Source organism: Streptomyces sp. NPDC048484 (genome assembly GCF_040651415.1).
In the GTDB taxonomy this organism is placed as follows: Bacteria; Actinomycetota; Actinomycetes; order Streptomycetales; family Streptomycetaceae; genus Streptomyces.
Genome location: NZ_JBEZJY010000012.1, coordinates 80391 through 93390 on the forward strand (window position 1 = coordinate 80391; position 13000 = coordinate 93390).

The following is a 13000-nucleotide window of genomic DNA, read 5'->3' on the forward strand; positions in this document are numbered from 1 at the left end:
CACGCGTGAGGAATGGGCGGTTTGCTCGCCGCGTCGACCGCTCAGCGATCCGTGGTCAACGCCGCGGCCCCGTGCCCGTCCGCCGCCGGTGCGTCTGTCGGTGCGTCTGTCGGGGCGGCCGTCTGTGCCGCCGTCGGGGTGGGCTCGCGGCGCAGCAGGGCGAGGCCGGACAAGGCCGCGACGGCTGCCGCGATGCCGCTGAAAAGGAATATCTCGCGGAAGCCGAGTGGCCCCGTGATGCCCCGTTCGGCGAGGATCACCGCGGTCGCCGCCACGCCGAGCGCACCGCCCAGCTGACGAGCCGTGGTGTTGAGGCCGATGCCTGTGGCGAACTTCTCGCCGGGCACGGACATCGCGGCGGCCGTCGACAGTCCGGTCATGGCGGCGCCCAGTGCCGCGCCGCCGAGGGCACCGGCCGGCAGCCAGACCTGCAGGAACTCGCGCTCCGCCCCGACGCCGAGATACATCCACACACCGGTGACGGTGAACATCAGCAGGCCGACCGGGACCGCAGCACGCTGCCCCGCCGGGGACAGCCGTTTGCCCACGATGATCGCCGCGATCGCGGAGGTGACCGCGCCCGGTGTCACCGCGAGCCCGGCATCGAGGACCGAGTACCGCCAGACGGTGGCGCAGAACAGCGGACCGCTCAGCAGCCAGGCGAACATCCCGATGCCCGCCAGCAGCGAGGTGAGGTTGGCCGCGGCGAACGTGCGGTTCTGCCACAGTCCGGTCTCCACCGCGGGTGCCGGATGCCGTCGCGAGCGGTACAGCCCGTACGCCGCAAGCATGACCCCGCCGAGCAGCGCGGAGAGGGTCCGGCCGCTGGTCCAGCCCCATTCGGAGCCTTCCGTGAGGCCGCCGACGAAGCTGCCGATGCCGAGGGTGACCACCAGCGTGCCGACCAGGTCGGGCAGTTGGCGGCCGGTCGGGCGGTCCGCCGGCAGACTGCGCAGACCGCCGACGAGCAGCGCGAGGCCGAGCGGGACGTTGATCAGGAACACCGCACGCCAGCTGTCGATCTCCACCAGCACACCGCCCAGCGTCGGACCGGCCGCCGCGGCGGCGGACGCGGCGGCGCCCCACACCCCCAGGGCCACGGTGCGTTTCTCCGGCGGCGTCTCGTGCAGGACCAGGCCCAGCGCGGCGGGGATCATGCCGGCGGCGGCGGCGCCCTGCACGGCCCGGGCCGCGATGAGTGCCTCGATGTTCGGTGCGAGCGCGTTGGCCGCCGAAGCCGCCGTGAACAGCAGCAGCGAGACGAGGAACACCCGCTTGCGGCCGAGTACGTCGGCGAGCCGGCCCGCCGGGGTGAGCAGCGCGGCGAGGACGACGGCGTACGAGCTGACCACCCAGGACAGGGTGGCGACGGAGGTGTCGGGATAGCTGGTGCGCAGCGCGGGGAACGCCACGTTGACCACGGTGGTGTCCAGGAAGGCGAGGAAGGTCGCGCCGCACGTCAGCAGGAGCACCACCCCCGGCCTCGGTGCGACGGAGCGGATGGTGGGGGAGCCGGCCCCACGTGTCTCTTTCACCGGAGTGTCCTTTCTCTGGCGGTCATCGGGTCGCCGACGGTCATCGGGTCAGTAACGGGTCCGTATGGGGAATCGGCGGCATCGGGGACGTCGGGCGGTCATCGCGCGCTGACGTCGTGCCCGGGAGCGGCGGGAGACGGGATGGGGGACGGGGCGGGCGTGGTGATGAAGGACACCGCCTCCCGTACCACCTCGGGGGCGCTCAGGATGCGCCGGTGGCCGAAGCCGGAGGTGAGCGTCAGCTGGGAGTCCGGCCAGGCGGCGGCGATGTCCTCGCTGTCCGAGGGCCGCGTCTCCTTGTCCTGGCGGTCGTGGATGAGCAGCAGCGGAGGGGGTGGAGCGGACATCCGATCGGCCATCGACGGCACGTCGAAGTAGGCCAGGTCCATCGAGACACGCTGTTCGATCCGCCGCACCATCCGGGTGCGGATGCGTTCGCCGAAGCCGACGCGGCGGGCGAACTCGCGGGTGTAGGGCCGGATGTCGGCCATGGGGCCGATGAACACCAGCCGCCCTGCGGAGAGTTCCTCCCGCTGCAGGGCGACCGAGGTGGCCATGCAGCCGATCGAGTGGGCCACCACGGCGTGGGCGGGCCCGACGGCCGCGGATAGCGCGGCGAGCAGGTCGGCGAACTCCAGGATCGTGCTGCGCCCGGGGCCCGCCTCACCCGGACCGGAGTCGCCGTGGCTGGTGGCGTCGACGGCGATGACGCTGAAGCCGGCGGCCACCAGCGGGTCCACGAAAGCGCCGAGGTGGGCTCGACGTCCGCCCCAGCCGTGCATCAGGTACACGACGGGCCCCTCGCCGAAGTGCTGCCCGACCAACAGGCCGCCCTGGAGCCGCAGTTCGAGGGGACGGCCCGGGGCCGTCGGAGTGACGTCGGCGCGGGCGCCGCTGTCCGGCACGGTGAACCACAGCCGTTCGGCCCAGCGTCCGCCGAGTCCGGGGGCTGTGTGTTCGAGCGTCCTGAACGCCGCGCTGATCGCGGCGAAGGTTGCCATGCGAATGGCACGAACGATCGTGCTTTTTTGCAGTGCCACGTTCGATCCCACTCTCTTCAGTTCTTCCGGGTCTTCGGTGTTTCGGGTCTTCGGTCTTCTCTGTTCTTTTCTGTTCTTTCAGTTCCGCTCTTTCAGTTCCGCGTGTCCCGCTGTGGGTCGCGGGCCGCGTCGAGCAGCGCCTCCAGTGCCCTGCGCGCGCGCGCCTCGGCCTGCGGGTCCCGCAGCATCCGGTTCGCGTGGTGGTAGCCGAGCAGCACGCCGTACAGGTCCTGGGCGAACTGGTCGGGGTCGGCGTCGGCGCGGAACGGCCCGTCGGCCACCCCCGTGCGGAAGACCTGCGTGATCACGTCCATCCAGTCCCGCTGGTTCTGGGCGAGGCGGTCGCGCACCGGTCCGGACTGGTCGTCGAACTCGGTCGCGGCGGCGACGAACAGGCAGCCGCCGGGCAGGGCGTCCGACGCCCAGCGCAGCCACCGGTCGAACAGCTCCCGCAGCCTCGGCTCGCCCCGTGGGGTGCCGAGGGCGGGCAGGATCACGTTGTCGACGAACTTCTCGGTGGCGTGCTCCAGCACCTGCAGCTGAAGCGATTCCTTGGAGCGGAAGTGCGCGAAGAGGCCGCTCTTGGACAGTTGGGTCCGGGCGGCCAGCGAGCCGATGGTCACCCCGCCGAGCCCCACCGTGCTGGCGATGCGCGTCGCCTCGTCCAGGATGGCTTGCTTCGTGTCCGCGCCCTTACTCATGCAGAAGTTTTAGCACGACCGTGCTGTACCGGCAATCGCAAGGAACTGACGTGAGGGTTGCGCCGCGGGAACGGCGTAACCCTCTTGACAGACCCGACACCCGAAAGGCGGTGCACCATGGCCGAACGGCCGGCGAAACGGCTGAGCTCCGGGCAGCCGAGTGCCACAGCGGAGATCAACGCCCAGATGCGGGCCGCGGACGCCACCCTGAGTCCCGGCCATCGTCTCGTGGGCGACACATATGCCCGGTACTTCGTCAGCAACCCCCGATACCGGCTGCTGCGGCTCACCCCCAAGGTCGCGCTGGCCGGGCTCGTGGGCTTCGACCGTCTCTTCGGCGGGATGCTGGCCGAGATCCTGCTGCGCGGGAGGTATGTCGACGAGGTGCTGGCCGACCGGTACTTCCGGGCGGACGTACGCCAGAGCGTGCTGATCGGCGCCGGCTACGACGCCACGGCGCTGCGCCACCCGGTCCTGCGCGACATGCGCTGGTTCGAGGTGGACCACCCGGCGACCCAGCAGGCGAAGCGAGCGGCACTGCGACGGATCGGGATCACGGCCGACAACGTCGTGTTCGCCGCCGCCGACCTCGGCCGGGACCCGCTGCTCGACCGGCTGAAGGAGACCGGCTTCGACACCGCGGAACCCAGTCTCGTCACCTGGCTCGGTGTGTCGTACTACCTCGAATACGAGGCCTTCCGGAGCGCACTCGCGGACATCGCCGAAGTCAGTGCACCCGGCAGCACCCTCGTCTTCGACTACCTGGACGCCTCGGTGATCAACGGCACCACCCACTTCCGGGGCGCCCGCCGGGCCGCGCGCTCGGTACAGCGGCGCGGCGAGCCGTACGTCCTGGGCATGAGCGAGGAGGAGGCGTTCCAGGCGGCGGAGGAGGCCGGGTTCGAGCGGGTGGAGGCGTTGCGCGTCACCGATCTGGTGGGGCGCTACGGCGGCCGTCGGCCCTACTGCCGTCCCGACGACTACATGGGCGTGGTCACCGTCCGGCGCCGATGACGCTCCTTGAGGAACTCGCCGGCTGGGCCGGCCGGTTGACACTCGACCAGGTCCCGGAACGGGTCGTGCGGACGGCCCGAAGTCAGGTGCTGTCCCAGCTGGCCGCCGTACGGGCCGGTCTCGGCCATCCGCTCGGTGAAGCCGTCGTGGCTGCGTTCGGGCCACCGCTGCAGCCCGACGCCAAGCAGTCCGCGTGCGTGCTGGCCGGACTGTCGGCGTGGCTGCAGATGGACGACACGGCGTACGCGGGCCACCTGTCCAACTCGACCGTCAACGTGCCGCTGGCCCACGCGCTCGCGTCCGGCGCCGACGGGCGGGCCCTGCTCACCGCGGTGATCGCGGCGAACGAGTGCGCGGCCCGGCTCACCGCCGCCGCGACCCTGGGCCCGTTCCGCGGGCAGAGCGCCACCCACACTCATCTCGCGGGTGCCGTGGCGGGCCGGCTCCATCTGGCCGGGGCCGACCGGCAGCAGTGGGTGGATGCCTGGGCGCTCGCCTTCGGCATGCCGCCACGGGTGATCGCGCCCGCGTTCCTGGCCAGCGACACCAAGGTGTTCAACGCGTTCACCCCGGTCCGCGCGGCGCTCGACGCGTGCGACGCGGCCCGGGCCGGACTCGGCGGCGCCGCCGATGTCATAGAGCACCCGGACGGCTTCCTGGCCCGGTTCGCCTCGGTGCCGCTGCCCGAGGTGGTGACCTCGGGCCTGGGCAGGACCTGGCACACCGACACGCTCTCCTTCAAGGTTCACCCCGGCGGCCCCGGAGTGGACTCCGCGGTGGACTGTGCGGCCGAACTGGCCCGCGAACTCGGCCCGTTACGGCCCGAGGACGTCGAGGAGATCGTCGTCCACACGTCCTGGTACTCGGTCTTCGTCGACCAGCGCACCCGCGACCTCGTGGAGGGGCCCGGCACCCCGGTGAGCGTGCTGGTGGTCTCGCTCCCCTACACGCTGGCCACCACCCTGCTCACCGGCCAACTGCTCCCGGCGGACTTCGCCGGCGACCGGCTGGCCGACCCCGGACGCTGGGAGCTGGCGCGGCGGGTGCGCGTGCTGCACGACCCGCGGATGACCCGGGACTCCTTCCGCTCCGAGGTCCCCTTCGGCGCCGCGCTGCGACTGGCCGGACCGCGGGCCGCCCAGTGGGAGTTCGGCAAGCCGGGACAGGACCTCGCCTCGCTCGGCCTCGCCGACCTGCTCGACGGGCTCGGCCCGCCGCCCGAGTCCTTCGCCGAGGCGACCAAGGTCACCGGTGCCCGGGTCGTCGTACGCCTGCGGGACGGCCGTACGGCGACCCGGCAGCGGGACATCCCGCTGGGAGCCGCCGGGCCGCACACCCGCGCCCATCACGCGGCGCTGGTCCGCGAGAAGTTCCTGAGCACGGCCGGCCCGCCCGAGGTCGCCGACGGCCTCGCCGAGGTGGACCGGCTGCCGGCGGACCGGCTCGCCCGGCTCGTCGAAGCGGCCCTGCGCCCGCCCTTCACCCTTGCCCCCAGCGCCCCCATTGCCCCCGGTCTCCACCGTCGGGCGGGCGCACAGCCAGTTCAGTAGGCGCACAACCGGTTACGAACAGTCGTACCAAGTCACTACCGTTTACTAAGGTTTCCAGGAGGAACCATGTCAACTCCCCACCCTGAGGCCCAGGTTCACACCGGAACACTCGACGGAGCGGAGTACCGGGTCGAGGTACCCGTGAAGTGGAACGGCACCCTGCTGCTGTACAGCCACCACTACCGGCAGCCGGGTCTGCCCTGCCCCGCGCTGGCGGTGCCCTCGGACGACGAGCTCGGGCCGCGGCTCGACGGTGCGGCACTCCGGGAGCTGCTGCACGAGCGCGGTTACGCCCTCGCCGGCACGGCCAGGACGACGGGCTGGATGATGGAGGACACCCTCCGCGACCAGGTACTCCTGCAGGACTGGTGCATCGCCAACATCGGCCGGCCGGAGCGTACCTACGTGTGGGGCGCCTCGCCCGGCGGCCTCGCCTCCATCACCCTCGCCCAGCTGCATCCGCGACGTTTCGACGGCGCGCTGTCGCTCAGTGCCGACGCCAGCGGTGTCATCAACCAGATGCTGCTGCGCCTGGACATGGGGCATGTGATCAACACCCTGCTCGCCCCCGACCATGACCTCGAACTGGGCCTGATCAGTGACCCGCAGGGCAACTTCGACAAGGCCAACGCGATCATCGGCGGCGCTGCCCAGGGTGACGCCCTGTCCCGGGCCAGGCTCATCCTCTCCGGAGCGGTCGCGAGCATCGAACCATTGGTGGACGGACACACCAACCAGCCCGTCACCGATCCCGAGGAGGCAGCCGAACAGCTGGTCTGGGTCCTGATCATGGCCCACAGCTCCATCCTGTTCGGGCCCGCCCGCAAGGAGATGGAGGAGCGGGCCGGCGGCAACCCGATCTGGAACGACGACGTCGACTACCGCGCGCTGTACGCCCGCACGACGCCCGCCCTGCGGGAGCTGACCGAGCGCGCCTACCGCGAGGCCGGCGCCGACCTCGGCGCCGACCTGGCCGCGCTCGACGCCGCGCCGCGCGTCTCGGCCGACATCCCGGCGCGCAACTACCTGGTGCGTACCGCCGGATTCCCGGGGCTCACCCCGGTGCCGGTGGTCACCGTGCACAACACCCTCGACGGTCCCACCCCGGTGGGGCACGAGCGCTCCCTGGCCGACCGGGTGGCCCTGGTCGGCGACCCGGGCAATCTGCGGCAGCTCTTCGTCGACCGCGGCTTCACCTGCGGGCTCAGTCCGGCGGAGATCATGACGGCGCTGGACGTGCTGGAGCAGCGGGTGGCGGCGGGCGAGTGGGGCGACACCACGCCGGAGGCGCTCAACGCGGCGGCCGGCAAGTACTCCGACGTCCACCGGCGGGTCTACAACTTCTGGATCCCGCAGGAGCGTGAGGAGGAGCGATACGCCCCGCTGGCCCCGGCGTTCACGGAGTTCACTCCACTGCCACTGCCGAGGTCGTACCCGTTCTGATCGGCACCCGTACCGATCCGTGCAGATTCGCACGGATCAGTACAGATTCGCACTGATCCGTTCCGATCACTTCCAGAACTCAGGGAGACAAGGTGCCCAAGACCTCACCGGTGCGGCCGACCTCGCTCGCGGAACGGATCCGCACGCGTCGCACCTGGCGTACGGCCGTGGTGTACGCCGGTCTCGTCCTGGTCCCCACGGCCCTCGCGGTGGTGCTCCTGAGCACCGCCGCGTCCGGCCGGGCCACCGTCCGGCCGAACGCGGCGGTGAGCAGCCCGCTGCCCCGGCTGCTGCTCGCGATGGTCGTGATCGTGAGCGTGTGCAAACTGGCCGGCCTGCTCGCGCGGCGGGTCGGTCAGGCGCCCGTGATCGGCGAGATGGCCGCGGGTGTCGTCCTCGGCCCGTCGGTGCTCGGCGCGCTGTGGCCGGACGGGCTGCACCGGCTGGCCCCGCCGGGCGTGCTGGCACAGTTGGACGTGCTCGCCCAGCTCGGCGTGGTGCTGTTCGTGTTCCTCGCCGGGTTGGAGGTGAACACCCGGCTGCTGCGGGGCAAGGGGCATGTGGCGGTCGTGGTCAGCCACGTCGGGATCGCGGTGCCGTTCCTGCTCGGTGTGGTGCTGGCGCTGCTCGCCCATGAGCGGTTCGCGCCGGAGCAGAGCGGGTTCCTGCCCTTCGCGCTGTTCCTCGGCGTGGCGATGAGTGTCACCGCGCTGCCGGTGATGGCCCGCATCCTGCTGGAGACCGGGCTGTACCGCACCGAGTTGGGCACCCTCGCGCTGACCTGCGCGGTGGTCGACGACGTGACGGCGTGGACCCTGCTGGCCCTGGTCGTCGCGCTGGTGACCGGCGGCAGCGCGGCCGCGGTCCTGGTCACCGCGGCGCTGACCGTGGGCTTCACGGCGGTGCTCTTCCTGGTCGTCCGACCGCTCCTGCTCCGCGCCGAGTCCACGCTGGTCGTACGCCATCCCGACCACGCGGTGGCGCTGGCGCTGGTCGGGCTGCTGGGGTGCGCGGCGCTGACCGAGCGGATCGGCGTGCACGCCGTGTTCGGCGCGTTCATGTTCGGCCTGGTCGTCCCCGCCGACTCGCGGTGGGTGGCCGCCCTCCGCGGGCGGCTCAACGGACTGACCATGATCCTGCTGGTCCCGCTGTTCTTCGCGGTCAGCGGGCTGCGCACAGAGATCGGGCTGCTCGGCTCCGACCCCGTGGCGTGGCTGTGGTGCGGGCTGGTACTGGCGGCGGGGGTGCTCGGCAAGTTCGTGGGCTCCACGATCGCGGCACGGGCGGTCGGCACCGGCTGGCGCCGGTCGTGCCAGATCGGCGCCCTGATGAACTGCCGGGGCATGACCGAACTGATCGTGCTGAACGTCGGGCTGAACCTCGGTGTGCTCAGCCCGACGCTCTTCACCATGCTGGTCATCATGGCGTTCGTGTCGACCGCGCTGACGACCCCTCTCGTCTCCCGGCTGCGCGGCCCCGAGGACGCCGGTGACAGCACCCCGGGGCCGGGGCCCGCGTCCTCGGAGCCGGAGACCGCTCAGGCTGTCTCGGCCAAGGAGTCGTCGTAGAGCGTGCGCAGCCTCGCCCGGCCGCGGGTGAAGGCGCTCTCCGCGGCCTTGCGGGAGATCCTCAGCCGGCTGGCGGCCTCCGCGGTGCTCATCCCGTTCGCGCGGGCCAGCAGCACCTCGCGCTCCCGGCCCGAGAGCTGTTTCACCTCGTCCAGCAGCCACAGCCCGACCGCGCTGTCGCACGCCGTGTCCTCCGGGCCGGGGACGTGTTCGGTGAACGACAGCCGCAGATGCAGCCGGCGGCGGCGGTCGGAGTCCCGGTAGTGATCCACGCAGAGCCGCAGCGCGGTCGTGGTGAGGAATCCGCCGACGTACCGCGTGTCCAGCGTGGGGTGGGCGGCGGCCCGCAGCAGGGTCTCCTGGACGCAGTCCTCGGCGTCGTGGCGATTGCGCAGCCGGCTCCGGACGAGCCGCAACAGCCGGTCGCGGTGCGGCAGCAGCAACTCCCAGCGGTCGAGCCCGCCGACGGGCGTGATCCGTTCGCCCTGGTCGGCAGGCACCGCTGTCGTCACCGCTGTCGTCACCGCCGTCGTCACGGACATGGACGCGGTGCCGGGCACGGCTGACACCGTCAGGGTGGAGGGCAGGGTTTTCGTGGCGGTCATGACGCGGGGCGCTCCAATCCCCAGAACGCTCCGGAGTGCCAGAGCAGCGGGCGGCCGGGGCCGACCGTGGCCTCGACCATCCGGCCGATGACCAGCTGGTGGTCCCCGTAGCGCCGGATGTCCTCGACCTCGCACACGGTCCGGGCGAGCGAGGACGGGAGGGTCGGCACACCGAGGACCTCGTCGGTGCACCGCCCGGCCGTCGCGTGGCCCGGCGGCCAGGGGTGGCGGGCGAACGCCGTCGCGTCCCCCCGCCGGCTCTCGTGCAGCAGGTGCAGGGCGAACAGGCCCCGTTCACGCAGGACCGCGAGGGTACGTGACCCGGTCGCCAGGCTCACGAGGAGCAGCGGTGGGTCCAGCGAGACCGAGGTGACGGTGGAAACGGTGCTCCCGACGGGGCCGTCCGGGCCCCGCGTGGTGACCACCGCGACTCCACCGGCGAGCCTGCGGTAGAAGTCCAGGCACAGAGAGGGTTCGAGGGCTGTGGTTTCAGACACCGCGCCCCCGCCCGCCCGGTTCCCGGCCGCCTGCGACGGCGTCGTCCACCACCTGGATCTCCCCGAGCAGGCCGCCGAGGATGCGCACGATGTTGTCGCGCAGCGCGGCATCGGCCACCGGGTCGAGCAGGTCGGCGAGCGAGGGGATGCCGAGGTCGAACGCGGCCTCGAAGGTGACCCGGCAGCTGTCCGGCCGGTCCGCCTCCGTGATCCGCCAGACGCCCTCGAAGACGGCGAAGTCGCCCTTGAGCTGGGTGAAGGTGATGGTCCTGGCGACCGGATCGCACAGGTCGCGTTCGGTCCAGGTCAGCAGGCCGTTGCGGAAGAAGACGGTCCAGGTCGAGACGACGCCGCCGTCGGGCTCGGAGTCGTCGACCGTCACCTCCTTCACGGCGTCGGTGAGTTCGGGATAGCGGGCGAAGTCGCTGATCAGCTGGTAGGCCTGGGCGGGAGTGGCCGTGGGTGTACTCACCTGAAGGGTTACTTGGCGCACTGTTGGTGGCTCCTTGGAGAAGTCATCGGAAGGCCGAGAAGGGCCGAGAAGGTCGAGAAGGTCGAGAGAAGCGCTGAAAGGCCGAGAAGCGCTGAAAGGGGCTGAGAAGGGCAGAAGGCAGCCGAGTGCCGTCAGCGCGTGCTGTCGGCGCGTTCCGCCGTCGCGTTCAGGCGGCGGCCCGGGTGACCGGACCGATGCGTTGCCTGACGGCCCGCAGCGCGCCGTCGAGCACGGTCAGGAACCGTTCCGCCTCGCTGTCGGGGACGACAGCGGGCGGGGTGAGCCGCAGCACCGCACCGGCGTTGAGGGAGTGGTTGACGAGGACGCCCCGCTCCAGCAGCTCCAGGGCGAGTTCGCCGGTGGCCCGCTGGTGGCGCATCTCCAGACCGATCAGCAGCCCGCGCCCGCGAACCTCGCCGACCAGATCGCCGTACTCCTTCGCGCACACGTCGCGCACCCTGTCGAGCAGCCACTCGCCGAGCGCGTGTGCCCGGGCGGGGATGTTCTGTTCGCGCAGGACGTCCACCGTGGCGAGCGCCGCGGCGCAGGCCAGCGGCGAGCCGCCGAAGGTGGAGGAGTGCAGGAAGGGGTCTCGGCCGAACGGCTCGTACACCTCGTCCCGGCACACCACGGCCGCGACCGGTACGACGCCGCCGCTGAGCCCTTTGCCGACCAGCAGCATGTCGGGCACGACGCCCTCCCGCTCGATGCCCCACCAGGCACCGAGCCGGCCGAGTCCGGTCTGGATCTCGTCGACGACGAGGAGCGCCCCGTGCGCACGGCAGGCGTCCGAGACGGCGCGCAGATACCCGTCAGGCGGGATCACCACGCCGCCCTCGCCGAGCACCGGCTCCAGCACCACGCAGACCCGCTCCCCGTACCGGTCGAGCGCCTCGTGTACGGCGGTTTCGTCGCCGTACGGCACGTGCAGGACGTCGGGCAGCAGCGGGCGGAACGGGTCCTGGTACATCGGGTTGGCCGTGACGCTGAGCGCGCCGAGGGTCTTCCCGTGGAAGCCGCCCCGGGCCGAGACAAGGACGTCCTTGCCGTGGTGGCGGGCGAGCTTGAGGGCCGTCTCGGTCGCCTCCGCACCGGAGTTGACGAAGTGCACCCGGTCAAGACCCGCCGGGGTCACCCCGGAGAGCGCCTCCGCGGCGAGCGCGACGACGGGCTCCAGGAAGACCCTGGTGGCCAGCGGATGGGTGTCGAGCTGAGCGCGGACCGCTGCGGTGACCGCGGGGTGGCGGTGGCCGAGGATGAACACGCCGTACCCGCCGAAGTCCAGATAGCGCCGGCCGTCCGCGGCGGTCACCCAGGCACCCTCGGAGGCGACTTCGACGGTCCCGCCGAGCAACCGGCCCAGGGCGGCCCGACCGACGGCGAGATGTCGTTCGTAGCGGGCGATGACGTCCGTGGGCCGGTGCGCGCCGTCGGGTAAGCCGTCGGGAGCACCGTTGTGAAAGGGACTCATCACGCCACCGCCTGCGAGGTCTGCCCGGTGAGGCCGTTGGCCTCCGCCCAGTACAGGTTGTGCTGGGTGAACACCGCGTCGAGCGTCTCGCGGGTGGCTGCTTCGGCGAGCCCGAGCCGCCCCAGGTCGGACGGGAAGGGCTCGGCGTCCTGGAAGAACAGCATCATCTGGGCGAAGGCGCTGAACCGCTTGCGCAGTCCGGGCGGCATCACGTCCTCCAGGAGCGGCAGCAGCAGCCGGTCCAGCGCCTCCAACGGGACCATCCGCGGCGGGTGGACGTCCAGGCCGAGCCCCTCGGCGACGGCGAGGGTGTTGGCGACCGCCTCGGTCAGCAGCAGCGCTTCCCGGCCCGCCGTCAGCCAGTAGTCGCCCTCCCGTACACCCCCGTCGAGCAGGCGCCGTACGGCCGTGGTGACCAGGTCCTGGGGCACGAAGTCGATATGCGAGCCGGAGTCGGCCGGTATGACCGGCAGCGCGTTGCGCAGGATGGAGCCCGACATCATGTGGATGCCCTGGAACGCGGCGATGTGACCGTCGCGCGAGTCGCCCACGACGACCGAGGGCCGCAGGATCACCGAGGGGACACCGCTGTCCCGCACCATGTGTTCGGCCTCCGCCTTGGAGGTGACGTAGGCCGCGGGGCCGCTCTCGTCCTCGGCGCATTCATCCGCCCGCGCCACGAAGGCCGTACTCATGTGGTAGAGCGCTGCCTCGGCCCGTTCGGCGAAGGCCAGCACATTGCGGGTGCCGCCGATGTTGACGGCGGTGACCTCCGCGGCGGCGGCGGTCCACTTGGTGTTGGCGCCGTTGTTGAGGACGAGGTCGACCCGGTCGGTCAGCCGGCGCAGGTCCGACGCTGCCATTCCGAGGTCCGGCCGGGACAGGTCGCCCACCACTTCGCGTACCCGTGGGTCGTTCAGCGGAGTGCGGTGGCGCAGGCAGATCAGGTCGTAGTCATGGGCCAGTTCGTCTATCAGGGCGCGGCCCATGACACCGCTCGCGCCCGTGACCAGGATCGTGGTCCGGTCCTGAGTCGTGTTGTGCCTCATTGCTGTTCCCCCGTTGCATGTGTTCCATGCGTTC

General features: G+C 71.7%; 12 protein-coding genes. 4 read left to right on the top strand and 8 right to left on the bottom strand.

The window, feature by feature from the left end:
* Window positions 1–41 precede the first annotated feature (41 nt).
* The 3 genes from AB0D14_RS14400 to AB0D14_RS14410 form a co-directional block, all read right to left on the bottom strand.
* Complete coding sequence (locus tag AB0D14_RS14400) at window positions 42–1535, bottom strand: DHA2 family efflux MFS transporter permease subunit (protein WP_362778362.1); 1494 nt, start codon at window positions 1533–1535, stop codon at window positions 42–44.
* A gap of 98 nt (window positions 1536–1633) precedes the next feature.
* Entirely contained in the window at window positions 1634–2536 is a 903-nt protein-coding gene (locus AB0D14_RS14405; protein ID WP_362778364.1) for an alpha/beta hydrolase, read from the bottom strand.
* Window positions 2537–2667: 131 nt separating this feature from the next.
* Window positions 2668–3276, bottom strand: coding sequence for a TetR/AcrR family transcriptional regulator (locus AB0D14_RS14410; RefSeq protein ID WP_362778366.1), 609 nt, complete (start codon window positions 3274–3276; stop codon window positions 2668–2670).
* A gap of 117 nt (window positions 3277–3393) precedes the next feature.
* On the opposite strand from AB0D14_RS14410, the gene AB0D14_RS14415 reads away from it, so the two are divergent.
* From AB0D14_RS14415 to AB0D14_RS14430, 4 genes are all read left to right on the top strand, one after another.
* On the top strand, window positions 3394–4290 hold the full coding sequence (locus AB0D14_RS14415) for an SAM-dependent methyltransferase (protein ID WP_362778368.1): 897 nt from the start codon (window positions 3394–3396) through the stop codon (window positions 4288–4290).
* Complete coding sequence (locus AB0D14_RS14420; RefSeq protein WP_362778370.1) at window positions 4287–5840, top strand: MmgE/PrpD family protein; 1554 nt, start codon at window positions 4287–4289, stop codon at window positions 5838–5840. Before AB0D14_RS14415 ends, AB0D14_RS14420 begins: the two co-directional genes overlap by 4 nt.
* A 66-nt stretch (window positions 5841–5906) precedes the next feature.
* Window positions 5907–7283: a hypothetical protein gene (locus tag AB0D14_RS14425; RefSeq protein ID WP_362778372.1), complete on the top strand. Its 1377-nt coding sequence runs from the start codon at window positions 5907–5909 to the stop codon at window positions 7281–7283.
* A gap of 92 nt (window positions 7284–7375) precedes the next feature.
* Window positions 7376–8851, top strand: coding sequence for a cation:proton antiporter (locus AB0D14_RS14430; RefSeq protein ID WP_362778374.1), 1476 nt, complete (start codon window positions 7376–7378; stop codon window positions 8849–8851).
* Here the strand turns inward: AB0D14_RS14430 and AB0D14_RS14435 are convergent.
* The 5 genes from AB0D14_RS14435 to AB0D14_RS14455 all read right to left on the bottom strand — a co-directional run bounded on the left by AB0D14_RS14435 (window position 8821) and on the right by AB0D14_RS14455 (window position 12966).
* Window positions 8821–9456, bottom strand: coding sequence for a sigma-70 family RNA polymerase sigma factor (locus tag AB0D14_RS14435; RefSeq protein ID WP_362778376.1), 636 nt, complete (start codon window positions 9454–9456; stop codon window positions 8821–8823). The two genes, AB0D14_RS14430 and AB0D14_RS14435, sit on opposite strands and share 31 nt — an antisense overlap.
* Window positions 9453–9953, bottom strand: coding sequence for a flavin reductase family protein (locus AB0D14_RS14440; RefSeq protein ID WP_362778377.1), 501 nt, complete (start codon window positions 9951–9953; stop codon window positions 9453–9455). The genes AB0D14_RS14435 and AB0D14_RS14440 overlap by 4 nt, the downstream gene beginning before the upstream one ends.
* The gene (locus tag AB0D14_RS14445) at window positions 9946–10425 is read right to left on the bottom strand and encodes an aromatase/cyclase (protein WP_362778379.1); all 480 of its coding nucleotides are present in this window, start codon (window positions 10423–10425) and stop codon (window positions 9946–9948) included. The genes AB0D14_RS14440 and AB0D14_RS14445 overlap by 8 nt, the downstream gene beginning before the upstream one ends.
* 187 nt (window positions 10426–10612) lie before the next feature.
* On the bottom strand, window positions 10613–11917 hold the full coding sequence (locus AB0D14_RS14450; protein WP_362778381.1) for an aspartate aminotransferase family protein: 1305 nt from the start codon (window positions 11915–11917) through the stop codon (window positions 10613–10615).
* Entirely contained in the window at window positions 11917–12966 is a 1050-nt protein-coding gene (locus tag AB0D14_RS14455) for an SDR family oxidoreductase (protein WP_362778383.1), read from the bottom strand. The genes AB0D14_RS14450 and AB0D14_RS14455 overlap by 1 nt, the downstream gene beginning before the upstream one ends.
* Between the last annotated feature and the right edge of the window lie 34 nt (window positions 12967–13000).

Bases quoted from the DNA above. Each gene is read 5' to 3' on its own strand.
- AB0D14_RS14405 (WP_362778364.1), bottom strand. From the start codon at position 2,536: ATGGCAACCTTCGCCGCGATCAGCGCGGCGTTCAGGACGCTCGAACAC.
- AB0D14_RS14410 (WP_362778366.1), bottom strand. From the start codon at position 3,276: ATGAGTAAGGGCGCGGACACGAAGCAAGCCATCCTGGACGAGGCGACG.
- AB0D14_RS14435 (WP_362778376.1), bottom strand. From the start codon at position 9,456: ATGACCGCCACGAAAACCCTGCCCTCCACCCTGACGGTGTCAGCCGTG.
- AB0D14_RS14450 (WP_362778381.1), bottom strand. From the start codon at position 11,917: ATGAGTCCCTTTCACAACGGTGCTCCCGACGGCTTACCCGACGGCGCG.
- AB0D14_RS14420 (WP_362778370.1), top strand. From the start codon at position 4,287: ATGACGCTCCTTGAGGAACTCGCCGGCTGGGCCGGCCGGTTGACACTC.
- AB0D14_RS14455 (WP_362778383.1), bottom strand. From the start codon at position 12,966: ATGAGGCACAACACGACTCAGGACCGGACCACGATCCTGGTCACGGGC.
- AB0D14_RS14425 (WP_362778372.1), top strand. From the start codon at position 5,907: ATGTCAACTCCCCACCCTGAGGCCCAGGTTCACACCGGAACACTCGAC.
- AB0D14_RS14415 (WP_362778368.1), top strand. From the start codon at position 3,394: ATGGCCGAACGGCCGGCGAAACGGCTGAGCTCCGGGCAGCCGAGTGCC.